Here is a 14,518-nt window from a genome sequence, read left to right as displayed (position 1 = left end):
GTTATTAGCCGGCGGCAATCCCAGGACCAGTCGCCATGTCGAACAGCCCAGACGGTTTCTCGCTGACGCGGGTGCAGTCGTACGCCCTCGTCGTCGCGGCGGCCGTCCTGTTGAGTGCGATCCTCGCGCCGGTCGCCTACGATCGGGCGACCCAACCCGACGGTCGGGTCGCAGTCGTCACGGTCGAGGGGATGATCTCCTCGAACACCGTGACCCCGATCCAGGAGGACCTCCGCGAGGCCCGCGAGAACGAATCGATCGATGCGGTCGTCCTGAACGTCGATAGTCCCGGCGGCGGCGCGGCCGCGAGCGAACAACTCTACCTCTCGGTCCAGCGGACGGCCCAGGAGATGCCGGTCGTCGCGACCGTCAAATCCGCGGGCGCGTCCGGGGCCTACTACGCGATGCTCCCTGCCGACGCCATCTACGTCACGCCGGCCTCCATCGTCGGGAGCGTCGGCGTCCGCGGCGCGGCCCCCGGTCCGTCGATCCCCGGAGAGATCAAGAGCGGCCCGGACAAGGCCAGTTCCACGGCCGACCGGCGTCGCGCCCAGATCGAAACGCTCCAGCGCGCGTTCGTCGGGAGCGTGATGAAACACCGGAGCGACGACCTCGAACTCAGTCGAACCGAGGTGGCACACGCCAAGGTGTACACCGGTGCCAGCGCCGTCGACAACGGGATGGCCGACGAGATCGGCTCCTCCGAAGATGCCATCCAGCGCGCGGCCGACGAAGCCGGCCTCGAGGACTACGAGGTTGTCCGCAAGGAACCGCCGGCGACCGGCGGTCTTCTCCTTCTCAGCACCGAGGACGGGGGGACGGTCGTCGTCGAGGAGAGTCCCGTCGGCTACGACGCGGTCGACGCGCCGACGTATCTGATGGTGTACGGAGAAGTCGAAACCGAAGACGAGGTGATCGGCAATGTCAGCGCCTAAGTCCAGACTCGCCGTGGTGTTCGTCGTGATCGTGGTCGTCGTCGTCGGCGGCGCGGCCGTCGCTCCGTACGCCCTCGGCTCGGGTGACGGTGGCGACGACCCGCCCGCCGTCGAGAACCAGCAGTTCCACCCCGATTCGGCCCTCCCCGACCGGACGGCAGAAGACGGCGAGGTCCGCATGGACAGCGACGCGAGCGACAAGACCGTCCTCGTCGACGTCGGGCACGCCAACGGCGTCTCGGAGACGGACCTCGAACCCCTCCTGTCGACGCTCGCCGAGAACGGACACCAGATCCGCTTCTACCGCGGCGAGCGGGCGAGCCTCAACGAGTCGCTCCGCTCCGCCGACGCGTTCCTCGTCGTCAGTCCCCGCGAGCGGTTCACGGGCGACGAACTCGCCGGCGTCCAGGCCTTCACCGATGCCGGCGGCCGCGTCCTCGTGATGGGCGACCCGCCCTCCGTCCAGGCGACGGGCGGCCTGCTTCTCGGCCTCGGCGGCCTCCAGGAGACCGGACCCCAGACGGCGTCGCTCGGGTCGAACTACGGCATCGCCTACGGATCGGGCTACCTCTACAACATGGAGGAGAACGACAACAACTTCCAGAGCATCTACGCCCGGCCCGCCGGCGGTTCCGCCCTCACCGACGGTGTCGACCGCGTCGTGATGCGCGAGGCCGCCCCGATCCGAACCGGGGACGCCACGCGGGTGCTCGTCGCCTCTCGGGGGACGCAGCTATCGACGACCCGCGACACCGGCCAGTACGCCGTGGTCGTCCGTAACGGCGGCGTGGCCGCGGTCGGCGACACCGAGTTCGTCACACGGGAGAACGCTCACGACGCCGACAACGAGGTGCTCATCGGCAACCTCGCCGACTTCCTCGTCGACGGCGACAAGGAGCCCGGCGCACCCGCCGAACCCGGCTCCGACCGGTCCACTGAGTCGGGTGGGGATGCCCCGCCCGAGCCCCCCCGAACCCCACGGTCGACGCCCGCCCCCGCCTGACTGCCCGCCCACCGTCCCGCCGCGGAGTGAAAGACCCAAGGCCGACGCCCTCCCACTCCGCCCATGCGCCAGTTCGTCGTCGTCGGGCACGACACCCCGACGACCCCCGAGTTCACCCTCGACGACCTCGCGGGCGGAGCCGGTCGCCTCGACGTCCTCTGTCGGTGTGTCACGTCGGCCTTCTTTCTCTCCCACGCCATCCGCGAGGACGTCCGCGTCCACCTCGTCCTCGCCGACGCGTTCACCGTCACGTTCGAGGGGAGCGACCTCCGCCGCCTGAACCCCGACGAGCGGAGCACGGCCGCGCTGATCCGGGGGGCGCTGGAGCGACGCGACGACGCCATCGGCCACCAGGCCGTCGAGTCGAGTCCGGGCGTCTCGATCCGACGCCGGGGGCTCGAACCGACGCTTGACGCCGTCGACGGCACGGTCGTCCACCTCCACGAGGCGGGGACGCCGGTCGTCGACGTCGACCCGCCGACCGACCCCGTCTTCGTCCTCTCGGACCACCACGACTTCACCGACGGGGAGACGACCCTGCTCGCCGACCGCGCCGACCTGCGTCTCCGCCTCGGCCCGCGAGCGCTCCACGCCGATCACGCCGTCACCGTCACCCACAACTACCTCGACACCGAGGGGTTCCGGTCGTACTGAGTGGGTCGAATCACAACTGTTAAACTCGGCGCTGGCGTTGCTCCGCCTGCGGGCCGGTGGGGTAGCTTGGTATCCTTCGGCCTTCGGGTGGCCGTAACCACGATTCAAATTCGTGCCGGCCCACTTTTCCCGCACTCGTTCAGGATTCACAAGACGGCGGTATACCGTTTATAAATCCTGTATGGAACTTGACTGTTGATTCCAATTGCGGCGCAAGTGCGCCCCCTCGCCGTCATGGGCTTCTGTGAATACGTAGGGGCTGTAGACCTTTCAGTCTTCTCCTGTTTGGGGATGTTTTAAGGAGTAGAGCGCTCTATACGTCTGTTTATCGCCACTACCAGAATATACAAAACGAGATTGCACCCGCATTAGACAAGGGTATTGGCTATTCTCTGGACGGTACCTGAAACCTTTACCTCACCTCTCCGTATCTACTCCCATGACTTTCGATTCGACGTGGCACAATCTCATTGAAAACGTCGAAGAACTCCCGTCAGACGCAACTCTTGTCACCCCACTTTCGCGGAAGGTGTTTCGCGTCACCGACGTACAGGAACACCGAGTTCTGATTCAGTATCGGGACGACGATGAAACGATTCCACTTCAGAAAGAGCAATTCGAGACGCTATATCGTCGTATCCAAGACGCACATGGTGAGTTTGACCTTGACCGTCTTCCTATGGACGCGGAGCCTTACGCGACCGTCATGAGTCTCCACCCACGGTTCGAGATGGACGACCGTGAGGGGACGCTTACCGAAAGCGACCAGTCTACCGGCTCGCCGTTGGTGGAAGCCCAAGGAGATACTGACGACGCCGACGAAGAGCGTGAAGAGCCGGACGTGGACGTTTATGCCGACTCTCTCTTGCTTATCGACGCCCTCGAACGCCATGATGTGACCACGCTTGAAGACGTAGAGACACCGGGGCTGGTCAACCTCTATACACTACTATCGGATGTTCAGCGGAATGCAAACGACCTACGGAAGGACATTCGGAGTGTCTTGCTTGACCGGCTTCACCACGACCGGCCTATATCCGGCCAGTTCGGTTCTGTCCAACGGACAAGCCGGAAGAATCGCTCGCTGAAAGACGACGAGATAGTGTTGAACACGTTTGAGGCCGCCGGGATTGAACGTGAACGGCTGACGACCGTCGATTCGGGCAAAGTGGACGAAGCGCTTGATGTGACCAAGATTTCCGAAACAGACGTGTACGACGTATCGAAGAGCGAGTACGTTCGCAAGGCCGACGTGAATGAAGACGAGAAAGAGACGCGGCTTCAGGGACTCAAGGATAGGTTGGCGGAGACGGAGGGCGAGGAAGGCGACGAACTCCGCGAAGAGATTGAGCAACTGGAAGACCGAATCAACGAACTGACCGAGTTCCGTTCGGGTCGGTCGTTCCACGAGTCGGCTACTGGTGGGTAGTGGAGACGGCCGATTCGATTGTGAATCCCGCTATGTGGTTAACCAACAGACTTGGCGTTCATGGGTGTACTGTTGGTTAATAATCACGGGACGCCTTGGCGCGATGCCCCCGATGGGATGGGGTCACAAACCCTCTTTGGTCTTCGTGAGACGGGAATAGTCGTCTCCGGCAACACCTCTTCTTTCCCACCCGTTCTCTTTCATTACACGCAAGAACTTAGCCCGCTTTTCGAGGGCTTCCGCCATATCCTCTATCGTGCCAGTACCGTAATAGAGGAACTTGCCCCGCTCCGTGTAGTCCTCGCTAATGACCCGGACAGAATCTTCACGACCACAACCGGGACAGGTGCTATCCATGAACGAGCCAACGTCCTCTTCACAATTACTACAATATCTTGTTTCGCTCGTTGTTAGTGAAATCTGTTCTCCGTCTACGGTAATGGTTTCTTCTCCCATTGTTCCACTTCAGCATAAGAGCGCGGGGAGTGTAAATGCTATGTTTTCTGATATGGATACTGTGAGAATTGCTTGAAATAGTGCTATAATAGGGCTATTGGCGATTTAATAAAGTATAATATATCTGTTTTGTTGTGCGACCATTGTCCAAAATATGACCAACGAGAAGTTCACCAGACTCCGGCTGTTCCGTCATACTTCCTTACCTTGTGGCTCTCTGAATAGCATTTTCTTGATGAACTCCGCTGGCCCTTCGTTTGTAGTCGTGAGCGACGTGAGTAGGCTGTGAGCGCGGTCGTCGTCGGTACGAGTGGTATTAGCGTCGTATCTGATTTGCTCTCAAAGCCGTTCAGCGGCTTTCTGTGCCGTGATAACCTTATAAAATGTTAGCATAGACCGCGCTGGAAGGCGTCTCGTGGCTGTGGGCGGCGACGAGTCGGTGTCTTGCTCTGATAATGACGCGCTACAGTAGACCTGATATTCTATAGGTCTTCTTCGCTAAAAATCAACTTCGCGCTGTTCTGTTCAAGCCACTCGGCTTTCTCTTTGTACTCGGAGATGTACTCCCCGACGAGCCGCCAGAAATCCGTCCCATGATTTTGTTCGGTCAGGTGTGCGAGTTCGTGAACGACGAGGTAGTCAACAACGTCGGCTGGTGCCATTATCAACCGCCAGTTCAGACTGATTGTCCCGCCGGTCGAACAACTTCCCCACCGTGTTCGTTGGTTTCGGAGTTCGAGTTTCTCGTATTCGACGCCCATCTGTTCCGAGTAGTGGTCAGTACGCTCGGTGAGATACTCCCGCGCCCGGCTCCGGTAGAAGTTTTCGAGAACTTGCTTAATAGAGGATTGTTCGACGGCACTCTTCCGGAGTCGAATCGAATCCTCGTCTATCCCGTGTTTTTGTCTTGGTTCGATAACGAGTTCGCGGTCTTGCCCGAGGAATGGGAACGACTCACCAGCCTCAAAGGAACGGTCAGGAATTTGCTCACGGTAGGCGTCGTAGTTCCGTTGCTTGTCTATGACCCATGCCGCATTCTCCTTGAGTAACTCTGTTGGCTGAACTTCCTCGCCTTCAGGAACGACGACTGTCACACCGTGTATGTCCACGTCAATGCGGGGTTCAGTAGCGTTAGAACTGTGCTGTACTTCGTACTCAACAGCGTTGCCCAACAGGTCGATTTCTCGGCGTCGGGCTTTAGCCATGATTCTGAATTAAGTACGTCCGAATCGTATCCTCAAACCCTTCCTCGTCCAGAATCAGGTGTCCGAGGTCGTGTTCTTTTGCCAGTACGTCCAGTAGAATCCGGGTGATTTCAGAAGTGGTCTGTTGATTGGTCTTCCAACCGTAGTATCCTCGGTCGACCCGCTCACGGAACTGTGAGACGATTTCTTGCGCCACTTCTTCGGCTTGGTCGTCAGAGTCGATTGCGTCTGGTGTCTCTTCAGTCAGGTGCGTATAGATAGCGAACTCCGCCTTGTCCATTCCCTGTTCTTCGGCTTCTTTTTCGACGCCGAGAACCTCTTTTTCGACTGATTTGAGCGCCTCTACGGCGTCGGGGTCACTAATTTCGTCACCTTGCCAGCGCTCTACAATGCCGGTCACGCGCTCGCTCAATCGCTTGTATCGGGGGTTCTGGTTCTCCCGTGGGTGTAAGTGTTCGCGGGTGGCGTGGGCAATCTGTGACGCCTTCACGCCGGGGTTATCCAATCCCTCTACGTCTTCAAGGTATTCTCCCCCGAGTTCGTAGGTCGGAAAATCGTCTTTGATTTCAGTAATTTCGACGTTCTCGTTGATTATCTCGCGTGTCTTCTCGCGCATGTCGTCTTCGGGGTCGTCCTCGCCGCCAGTCGTGCGCTTGAACGCGACATGAATCCGGCTCAACCACTTGTAATCACGTTCTATTCCCTCGTTAATGAGCCGCTTGTCCGGAGCAACGGCTTCGTAGAGATTCTGTAGTCGGCGGAAGCCCTGTTTGAAGTTTCGGCGTTCTGGATGGGTGCTAATCCGTTCGACGGCTTCGTAGGCGGCCTCTTGGGTGTCGTCCTTCGGTATGCCGTCGAAAATGTCCATAACCGTTTCCAACTGGTCGGTCAGGTCGTCGTAGAGTTCGTCCTTGTCACGGGCGGCGTAAGCCTTCGTCTCGGAGTCGTAATCAAGGGCGTCGTCAATGTTCTCGAAGACACCTTCGCTAGTTGTCCACTCTCTTGATGGCGGCGGCAACAAGAGTCCGGTCTAACACGGTAAGGACGCTGATACGAGACGAAGTACACATCTGACGCCACGGAGAGTTGAGGAAGAGTCACAAATCTGGATTGTTTTGGCTGTAGTTGTCGTTCAGACTGATCTCCGAAGACAGCTGTCGCTGTTCGCCAGCCTCGCTTCGCCGAAGCGAGGCGGCTCAACCGAGTCCGTGTTCGTATCCTGCTGGCAGTCCTTCTCCGTTAGTCCGGTACTTCTCTTTCCAGCCGAGTTCGTCGTCTAACACCCGTTCGATCCCGTGCAAAAACGCGTCACCAAACGCGAATGTTTTCGGAAGTGCTCGCCCGCCCCGCCGTGGTCGGGCGAGCACGGCCCACTGTAACACGAGCCACAACTGCTCTAACAGAAACCCCACGCCCACGTAGAACAGCCGGATTGTCGTCGATGGCGTTGTTGTCAGGGCACGCGCTTCTCGGAACTTCTCGTAGCTCTTCTCTATCCGTGAACGCTTGTTGTAGGTCGTAGCGACTTGCGCGGGCGTGCGGTCTTCCAGACCGTACGCCGCGTATCCTGTCGCTTTCACACCAGACTTTCCGCGGTCACCGTTCTGATAGGTAACGTTCACCGCCAGTGGATACGTCTGTTCGTGCTCTTTCCCTTCGCAAATCGTCTCTTCGGTCATGTGTGACGCGGCCTTGGAGAGTTTCTTCCGGAGCGAGTCTTTCCGGGTTATGACCGGAAAGACTGGCGGTGCTGTCTCCCGAAGAATACCGATTAACTCCCCGACAAAGGCGTCCCTGTCCATGAGGATCTGGTCGGTCTCGAATGGGTATGTTTCGACGCGGGCGAGCACGCGCTCGACCGCGTCGGCCTTGCTGTCCTCGCCGTCAACTGGTTCAACCGCCAGTGTGAGTGGCTTTCCCTGCGCGATGACGAACGCAGTACAGTACCGGTGACACTTCGTGGTTCCATCTCGTGCTTCCATTCTCCTGAACTCGTCCTCGTCGTCTGGATGACCGTGGAACGGATTGTCCATGAAGTCCAGACAGATGGTTCTCGACCCGCCGCGGTCGAGAACCGTCATCGCCACCAGTGCGAGGATATCGTTGACAGCATCAAGCATCGGCTCTTTCTCCAAGGTGTGCAACCAGTCCATCACTGGCTCGCGGTTTGGCGTGTCCTCAGTGTTCGTCGTGACACCGTTGACGGAGGTTGTGTCAACAGCAGCTCGTAAGACGACTTCCATGATTTCCTCGGAATCGAGGCCGGAGCCCTCGATTCCTTCCATCGGTATCAGCTCAAGCAACTCCATGCTAAGAGACTTCAACTGGCTGCTCGAAATGTACTCGTCCGGATCTGTGAGGATGCGTTTGAGTCTTGGGAACTCCATCACACACAGGAATCCGGGCAGCGGCTGAATCAGGCGACTGATTCAGTCGCGTCATTCTAATCACTACGTGTCAGAAACTGGTCTCTTGAGCCAGAGTGGACAACTAGCGACCTTGGAAATCCACAATCTCACCGTTCTCCTTCCCCTCGGCTGGCCGGTTTGTCCGGGCAATGGCTTGCATGAGGTTGTGGTTCTTCAAGTTGCGGTCAAGGTATATCGTCTTCAGAATCGGGGCGTCGAACCCGGTTAGGAGCATGTTGTGAACGACCAGTAGTTTCGGCGTCTCTTCCTCGGCTTCCTCGGCTTCCTCGTCGGTCTGTTTGAACGACTGTATGATACTGTCGCGCTCTTCGGAATCGGTATGGAACTGTTGAATCAGGTCAGGGTCGTCGTTGGTCGCGGTGTAGAGAACTTCTATCTCGTCTTCGCCGCGACGGTCAATGATACGGTCGTGCGTTAAATTTTACCGGTACTCATGGACAGAGATAGTTCCAGATATTCGGTTCAGACACTGTAGAGAGTCCTCGTTGAATCTGCTGTTTTAGCGCTGAGAGATCAGGAATGAGACGATGCTTGAACCATTCGTTGAGTCGATCCCAGCACCCTTCGATCGGGTTGAGTTCCGGCAATTTCGACGGAAAGTACCAGACATCGAGATGCTCTTCACCTTCCTCATCTCCGCGCACGCACTCGACCGAACTGTCTTCGACAGTCTCGGTCGAGCGCTCATCACTAACATGCTCCCAGAGATCTCTGTTGTAGAAGTACCCAGCACGGTCAAGAAACACAACCAGTTCTTCACCGAATTTCTCTTGGAGCGCACCAAGCAGCCAAATGCCTTGTTTTGACGTGAGATTCTCTTCGGTCCAACAGTAGAAGCTGTCACCGTCGTCGGTGACAGCGCCAAGCACTGTCACCTTATCCCATGAGTTCGATGTCTCTATCGTCGGATTTGACCCAATCGGGTACCAGCCACGGCGTTGAACAGTGCCGACGCGTTTGGTAAACTGATCGACGACAACAACGGTTTTCTCGGTCAGTTCAGGTCGTTTTTTTGAACTGTCTGTTGAAATTCGGCCTCTTTCTCTGTGTCAGCTTCGTGATTGCGCGGCCGTGCTGTCCGGCAGGACAGCCCGGCCTTCCCCATCAACTTTCGTCCATGACCCTTGCTGTATTCGACATCATACTCCTCTCTAACGTGGTGTAACAGGAGCTTCGTTGACCACGCTTGCTGATCGTAGCCCCGCTCAGTTGGTGGCTCTTGCAGATGATCGAACAACTCCTCGCGCTGATTGTCTGCAAGTTTCGAGGGCCGTCCAGGTCGAGACTGGTCGTAGGGTGCCTGCTCGATCGGTTCTTCGTCGAACCGATCGAGCCAATTGCGGATCGTTTTCTCGACAACATCGTGGCGTTCGGCGAGTCTGTCGATTTCATCACCCTGCTTCCGGCCGATCGCCGCGAGAACACGTTCTCGCGGGATCTCTCCTTCCGTTTGCTCACGTAACTCGTGGAGTTCTTCCAGAGTAATATCGTCCAGCCGGCCCATTACGAGAGAATACGACTACTGTAGTAAATACTTTCGCACGACCGTATGAGTCGCTCACCATACATTGCGGCTGACCGGCGACTCGGTGTGACAACCATGCCTTTCCAGCCATTCGGTGAAACGTGTTCGTCGTAGTGCTGGTCGATTTCTTCGACGGCGCTATCTACGCGAGGTTCGATTTCAGCCAATGTCCGAGCGGTGACGTTCTTTTGGATGAACTCGCGCTTCTCGTCCGTACTCAATCCCCGAAATTCCTGTTCAAACTCTTCGTCAAGGCCCGCCTCGTCTATCTCCCATTCCATTTCGTGACGAAGGGTGAAGTAAACAGGTAGAATCAGACCGTCGTCAATCCCTTGCTTGACCGAATACCGATGTAAGTAGTCCTCATTCTCGGGTGAGAACTCACGGAATGTGTTGCGGTCTTCGTGACGTTCTCCCTCACGGACAGGCGTCCCGGTGAAGCCAAAGTGGTAACAGTCGGGAAGAGCGGCGTCAAGGCGGCTTCCAAGGTCGGCTTCCATAAACCTGTGCGCCTCGTCGCTCATGACGACTACCTCGTCGTTGCCTTGCTCGTCCGGCTCTACGTCTTGGAACTTTTGGATAGTCGTAAGGACGAGTTCGCTCTGTCCCTGTTCGATAATTTCCTCAAGGTGGTCGATACTCTCGGCTTCAGTCCACTTTTCCAGCGAGAGATTCGCCAACTGGTCGCGCATTTGAGAGTTCAACTTGTCCGTATCGACAATGATGAACACCTGTGGATTGCGGGCGACTGTGGGACGTGACAGCAAGTTCTCGGCGGCGTAGAGCATGGTGAACGACTTGCCCGACCCTTGGGTATGCCAAATGAGTCCTCGCTTGTGGACGCCCTCATGGACGCGTTCGAGAATCGCGTTCACCGCGTAGTATTGCATGTAGCGCGGGACGATTTTTGCGTCACCACCCGCTCGGCGCTCGTAGAAGACGAAGTTCTTCAATAGGTCGAGAATCGAGTTCGGATTACAGAGAGCCTTGACCGCTTGCTTCACGTCGTTGCTGTCTTCGTACTCTTCGGGGGCGTCGTTCCATGGCTCATAGAACTCCTTGGGTGCCCCGACCGAGCCGTAGCGAAGTTCAAACGTGTCAGCGGCGATATTGAACAGACCGGGGACGAACAGCCGGGAAACGTCTTCCTCGTAGTTCCGAAGGTCACGCACGGCGTCGTGCCAGTCATTATCTTGGGCCTGACTCTTGAGTTCCATCGTGACCAGCGGAATCCCGTTCACGAAGAGACTCACGTCGGGGCGAATGGTCGTCTCGCGGGAGACGGAGAACTGATTGACGGCGTGGAAGCGGTTGTTATCGGGGTCGTCGTGGTCTATCAGGTCAACGTAGACCGTCTCGGTCGAACCGTCGTCGCATTGGACGGAGAAGGTTTTGCCTTTGGTGAGGGTGTCATAGAACAGTTCGCATACCAAAGAGCAGGGTGAACGCTGAGGTGGAATGAGTTCAGCGACCCTGCAAGATGATCCTTCGGTAGAATCGTTCTTCAATGCCGTGGAAACGGAGACGTTGGCGTTGTTCGAGCACCTCTCCTTCGAGTTTCTTGAAGGGTTCGACGTGTTCGCCCCGGCGGAGACGGGGCGAACACGAGATCTTGAGCCGCCCGAGATGATGCGTGGCTTTCTCCATTGCTATTACAAGAACATCTACGGTATCCGTCCGGTTGCACGAGAACTGAACAACACCGTTGTCTGGCTCAGCTGTAGCTTCGATCGACCGCCGTCGAGAGACGCGGTCGATCGATTCCTCACTGATCTTGAGCACGTTGTTGACCGGGTCTTCGACCATCTCGTCGAGCAGGCCGCCTTGCGGGGCCTGCTCGACTTGACGTATTCTATCGATTCAACCGACGTGAGAGCGATGCCCGCCGATCCAGACGCATCGAAGTGCTATGATCCAACCGATGACGAGTACTACTACGGCTACGGCTGCACGATCGTCTCAACCGGGCAAAAGATCCCGATTGCAGCCGAGTTCACCGAGAGCAAACAAGCACCAGAAGAGACGGCGATGCGCGTCACGCGTGACGCGCTCGCCGTCGGGAAACCGATGTGGATGCTTGGAGACAGTGCCTACGACACGCTCGACTGGCACGACCACCTGCTGGCCGCAGGGGTCGTGCCAGTCGCTCCGTACAATCCACGAAACACCGACGACCCGAAAGATATCGAGTACAGGGTAGAAGACCGCATTGAAAAACACAGCAACGACGTTCAGCTGAAGCAATCAACGCTAGACGAGACGTACAACCGCCGGAGTGGCGTCGAACGAACCAACGAATCAGTCAAGGGCTGCGGCCTCGGGCGAACGCACGCCCGAGGCCGCGTCCATGCACGAGCGCAGGTGTTCCTCGCGTTGTGTCTGCGCCTCGTCGTCGCAATCACCAACTACGAACGCGGAGACAATCCGGGAAGCACAATCATCACGGTGTGAGAAGAGTTCTATGACACCCTCCGTGTTGGGAAACCGTAGAGACGAAAGAGGCCACAATCTCTATTGAGATGGGACAAACGATTCAAGCAGACCGCAGTCGTCTCAAGCAAGTAATAGAGAACTTACTCAAGAACGCAGTTGAACACGGCGGCGACAACGTGACTGTATCATTTGGAGATCTAGAAAACGGCTTCTACGTGGCAGACGACGGATCGGGAATTCCTGAAGAGGATCGTGAACGCATATTCGAAGCGGGCTACTCGACAGACAGCGAGGGAACCGGTTACGGGTTGCAAATTGTCAAAGAAATTGCGACCGCCCACGGATGGAACGTTCGCGTAACCGAGAGCGATGTCGGCGGCGCTCGTTTCGAGATTACCGGTGTTGAGTTCATTGGTGAATAGATGCTCTGAGGGCACCGTAGAAAGGGGTGTTCCGCCGGGAACACCCCGCCCCAATCACCAGTGAATATCTCACCGGAAGCGAGCCGTCACCACAGAAGATCTAGCTGACAGCGACAAACAGAATTGTCTGCCCGACTATCCCGCCGATTTCTCTTGCTTCGCCTCCGATTCCAAGAATCCGGAGGCTCGCTTCAGGTTTCTCCCGATAGCTTTCGCTATTGACCCGTTTTTCACCTTGATTTTTCCTGCGAACTTCGTTTTCTCCCCGTCTTTGTGATACATCTCGTTGATCAACGACTCAGCGCCGGCACGTAACTTCAGAAACTCCTGTTCAGCCGGGTCATCTAACCGCTTGCGTCGCTGCGCAATTTCTACCCGCCGTTCTCTGAAACCGTAGCTATAGTGTTTCTGTTGTTCCTTGACGAAACAGCTCTCTCTGTGCGGACACTCGTCACAGAACTCCTTCTCCATCTTTCCAGAAATACGACCGGTTTCGTAGTGGTTCTGGTCGAATGGTTCGTGTCCGGCAGGACACGCAACCATTCTCGTCCCGTCCCACTCCGGCGCAGCCAGCGACATCTTTTCCGCTCCAGGCCGTTGACCGACGATTCCAGAGAAGTGCTGCGTGATCTCCTGATCACGGCAGCGCTTCTCTACTTCCTTGTGCGTGTACCCGCCATCCACGAGCAGGTCACGTAACCCAGTCTCAGTTGAGAGGGTCGTTACGTCCTCGTCAAGGAGGTCGCCGTCGTCCGTGTTGTTGGTATCGACCCGAACCGCAGTGATGAGTCGGAATGGATTCTCACCATTGCACGTCTCCGCTACATTCGCCTTGTATCCGTGATAGTCCTCACCGTTCTTCGAGCGGTAGGTTGCGTCCTCATCGTGAGGGTTTTGCATCGTGCCACTGTCGATCTCGTCGGGCTCTTTCAGCCCGACGTGATCGGACTGGTCATCGGCGTTTTCTCCGGATGAGCCTGTGTTTTCTTCATTTTGTTCAGTGTTGGTACTCTCTTCGGGAGAGGTGTACGTTCGGAGTGGTTGCCAGTCCGGTGACGAGTCGTCACCGGGCTGGCGTTGGTCAGCAGAATCGTCCTCATCATCGTCATCTTCGAGTTCAGCAATGCGATAACACTGTTCGTCGAGAACCTGCTGAAGATGAGCAAAGCTCTCCAACTCGGCGTATTCATCGTCATCTTCGAACCGATCAACAAGCCACGCGGTATGCTCAGCGAGTGTTTCCATGGTTGCTGGAATCTCGCCTGGTTCAAGCTGGTAGGACAGTTCCAAGTTATCGGTGTCTGCGAACTCGTCGATACCAGCGGGCAACTCCTGTACGATCTCCTCAGGGAGATCGCACAGGAAGTTGTGGAGAACTTTGGCGAAGAGATCAACACGGGAGAGTTGCTTGATGTTCGCCTCGATAAACGTTGAATCCATCCGCTGCGTACTGGCATCGATCTCAAACTCTTCTTGGAAATAGTTGCGATGATCTTCGAAAACCTCGTGTAACAGATCCTGACCAGTCTCTTCTTCGTGTTCCATCAACCGCCGGCGGAAATTGGTGAACGTCTTTTGGCAGATGTTGTCGCCGAGTGTTTCTTTCCCAAGTGCGTTTCTGACGCGAAAATCGAAGATATAGGCGTATTCAAGTTCTTCGTCAGAGAGACCAAGCAGGTGTTTGATAATCTCCAGTGAGACAAGCTCATTGACGGGCTTGTTCGGACGGCTATACCCGTCGTGGTATAGCCGCTCGAACTTTGTTTCATCTATCTGAGTAAATATATGTTGATGAAAATGAGTTGACCAGTGATTTTGTAATTTCTCTTCAATACTGGTAGAAAGGTTCTTTACAGGCGAAAATAGCTTTTCCTGTTGATACTCGTTATTTTCTTTAAACACGTTATCAACCAGTTTATTGATTTAACGGGACGCTGATGTAAATAACCTATGAAAATTATAGATCAAAGTTAGAGCAGAGTTATCCAATGGATTCTAGTCACTTATCGACTACCCTTTCTACGGTG

At 56.5% G+C, this 14,518-nt stretch carries 13 protein-coding genes, 1 tRNA gene and 2 pseudogenes; 7 read left to right on the top strand and 9 right to left on the bottom strand.

The features are described 5' to 3' along the window. Window positions 1-35: 35 nt before the first annotated feature. From NBT81_RS00570 to NBT81_RS00550, 5 genes are all read left to right on the top strand, one after another. Window positions 36-935, top strand: a complete 900-nt coding sequence (locus NBT81_RS00570) for a S49 family peptidase (RefSeq protein ID WP_338740286.1) — start codon at window positions 36-38, stop codon at window positions 933-935. Then, a complete protein-coding gene (locus NBT81_RS00565) occupies window positions 922-1,938 on the top strand; it encodes a DUF4350 domain-containing protein (RefSeq protein WP_338740285.1) in 1,017 nt (338 codons plus the stop codon). Before NBT81_RS00570 ends, NBT81_RS00565 begins: the two co-directional genes overlap by 14 nt. A 63-nt stretch (window positions 1,939-2,001) precedes the next feature. After that, on the top strand, window positions 2,002-2,592 hold the full coding sequence (trmY, locus tag NBT81_RS00560) for a tRNA (pseudouridine(54)-N(1))-methyltransferase TrmY (RefSeq protein ID WP_338740284.1): 591 nt from the start codon (window positions 2,002-2,004) through the stop codon (window positions 2,590-2,592). Between the two features lie 50 nt (window positions 2,593-2,642). Continuing rightward, a tRNA-Pro gene (locus NBT81_RS00555) sits at window positions 2,643-2,715 on the top strand. Between the two features lie 316 nt (window positions 2,716-3,031). Continuing rightward, complete coding sequence (locus NBT81_RS00550; RefSeq protein ID WP_338740283.1) at window positions 3,032-4,021, top strand: hypothetical protein; 990 nt, start codon at window positions 3,032-3,034, stop codon at window positions 4,019-4,021. A gap of 123 nt (window positions 4,022-4,144) precedes the next feature. On the opposite strand, the gene NBT81_RS00545 is transcribed toward NBT81_RS00550, so the two are convergent. The 8 genes and pseudogenes from NBT81_RS00545 to NBT81_RS00510 form a co-directional block, all read right to left on the bottom strand. Continuing rightward, complete coding sequence (locus NBT81_RS00545) at window positions 4,145-4,477, bottom strand: hypothetical protein (RefSeq protein ID WP_338740280.1); 333 nt, start codon at window positions 4,475-4,477, stop codon at window positions 4,145-4,147. Window positions 4,478-4,959: 482 nt separating this feature from the next. Further along, a complete protein-coding gene (locus NBT81_RS00540) occupies window positions 4,960-5,682 on the bottom strand; it encodes a SprT family zinc-dependent metalloprotease (RefSeq protein ID WP_338740279.1) in 723 nt (240 codons plus the stop codon). Continuing rightward, complete coding sequence (locus tag NBT81_RS00535; RefSeq protein ID WP_338740277.1) at window positions 5,675-6,700, bottom strand: type I restriction enzyme endonuclease domain-containing protein; 1,026 nt, start codon at window positions 6,698-6,700, stop codon at window positions 5,675-5,677. Before NBT81_RS00535 ends, NBT81_RS00540 begins: the two co-directional genes overlap by 8 nt. A 178-nt stretch (window positions 6,701-6,878) precedes the next feature. Continuing rightward, complete coding sequence (locus NBT81_RS00530) at window positions 6,879-8,069, bottom strand: ISH3 family transposase (RefSeq protein ID WP_425498664.1); 1,191 nt, start codon at window positions 8,067-8,069, stop codon at window positions 6,879-6,881. 109 nt (window positions 8,070-8,178) lie between these two features. Further along, window positions 8,179-8,520, bottom strand: a pseudogene (locus NBT81_RS17255) (type I restriction enzyme subunit R domain-containing protein); the annotation flags it as partial. Between the two features lie 22 nt (window positions 8,521-8,542). Further along, on the bottom strand, window positions 8,543-9,109 hold the full coding sequence (locus NBT81_RS00520) for a transposase (protein ID WP_338742480.1): 567 nt from the start codon (window positions 9,107-9,109) through the stop codon (window positions 8,543-8,545). Continuing rightward, window positions 9,106-9,615, bottom strand: a complete 510-nt coding sequence (locus NBT81_RS00515) for a helix-turn-helix domain-containing protein (RefSeq protein ID WP_338739428.1) — start codon at window positions 9,613-9,615, stop codon at window positions 9,106-9,108. The genes NBT81_RS00520 and NBT81_RS00515 overlap by 4 nt, the downstream gene beginning before the upstream one ends. A gap of 44 nt (window positions 9,616-9,659) precedes the next feature. Continuing rightward, window positions 9,660-11,096, bottom strand: a pseudogene (locus NBT81_RS00510) (type I restriction endonuclease subunit R); the annotation flags it as partial. On the opposite strand from NBT81_RS00510, the gene NBT81_RS00505 reads away from it, so the two are divergent. Both NBT81_RS00505 and NBT81_RS00500 read left to right on the top strand, forming a co-directional pair. Beyond that, a complete protein-coding gene (locus NBT81_RS00505; protein WP_338738304.1) occupies window positions 11,095-12,087 on the top strand; it encodes a transposase in 993 nt (330 codons plus the stop codon). The pseudogene NBT81_RS00510 and the gene NBT81_RS00505 overlap by 2 nt on opposite strands. A gap of 68 nt (window positions 12,088-12,155) precedes the next feature. Further along, entirely contained in the window at window positions 12,156-12,491 is a 336-nt protein-coding gene (locus NBT81_RS00500; protein ID WP_338740274.1) for an ATP-binding protein, read from the top strand. Between the two features lie 135 nt (window positions 12,492-12,626). Here the strand turns inward: NBT81_RS00500 and NBT81_RS00495 are convergent, their stop codons facing one another. Continuing rightward, window positions 12,627-14,393: a transposase gene (locus NBT81_RS00495; RefSeq protein WP_338738361.1), complete on the bottom strand. Its 1,767-nt coding sequence runs from the start codon at window positions 14,391-14,393 to the stop codon at window positions 12,627-12,629. Window positions 14,394-14,518 lie beyond the last annotated feature (125 nt).

The organism is Haloplanus sp. CK5-1 (assembly GCF_037201915.1).
Taxonomy (GTDB): Archaea; Halobacteriota; Halobacteria; order Halobacteriales; family Haloferacaceae; genus Haloplanus; species Haloplanus salilacus.
The sequence above is the reverse complement of the archived record's forward strand: the minus strand, read 5'-3'. Positions and strand labels throughout refer to the sequence as shown.

Excerpts from the sequence above, each read along its gene's own strand:
- NBT81_RS00515 (WP_338739428.1), bottom strand. The coding sequence starts at position 9,615 with ATGGGCCGGCTGGACGATATTACTCTGGAAGAACTCCACGAGTTACGT.
- NBT81_RS00505 (WP_338738304.1), top strand. The coding sequence starts at position 11,095 with ATGAGTTCAGCGACCCTGCAAGATGATCCTTCGGTAGAATCGTTCTTC.
- NBT81_RS00500 (WP_338740274.1), top strand. The coding sequence starts at position 12,156 with ATGGGACAAACGATTCAAGCAGACCGCAGTCGTCTCAAGCAAGTAATA.
- NBT81_RS00545 (WP_338740280.1), bottom strand. The coding sequence starts at position 4,477 with ATGGGAGAAGAAACCATTACCGTAGACGGAGAACAGATTTCACTAACA.
- NBT81_RS00550 (WP_338740283.1), top strand. The coding sequence starts at position 3,032 with ATGACTTTCGATTCGACGTGGCACAATCTCATTGAAAACGTCGAAGAA.
- NBT81_RS00570 (WP_338740286.1), top strand. The coding sequence starts at position 36 with ATGTCGAACAGCCCAGACGGTTTCTCGCTGACGCGGGTGCAGTCGTAC.
- trmY (WP_338740284.1), top strand. The coding sequence starts at position 2,002 with ATGCGCCAGTTCGTCGTCGTCGGGCACGACACCCCGACGACCCCCGAG.
- NBT81_RS00565 (WP_338740285.1), top strand. The coding sequence starts at position 922 with ATGTCAGCGCCTAAGTCCAGACTCGCCGTGGTGTTCGTCGTGATCGTG.
- NBT81_RS00540 (WP_338740279.1), bottom strand. The coding sequence starts at position 5,682 with ATGGCTAAAGCCCGACGCCGAGAAATCGACCTGTTGGGCAACGCTGTT.
- NBT81_RS00530 (WP_425498664.1), bottom strand. The coding sequence starts at position 8,069 with ATGGAGTTCCCAAGACTCAAACGCATCCTCACAGATCCGGACGAGTAC.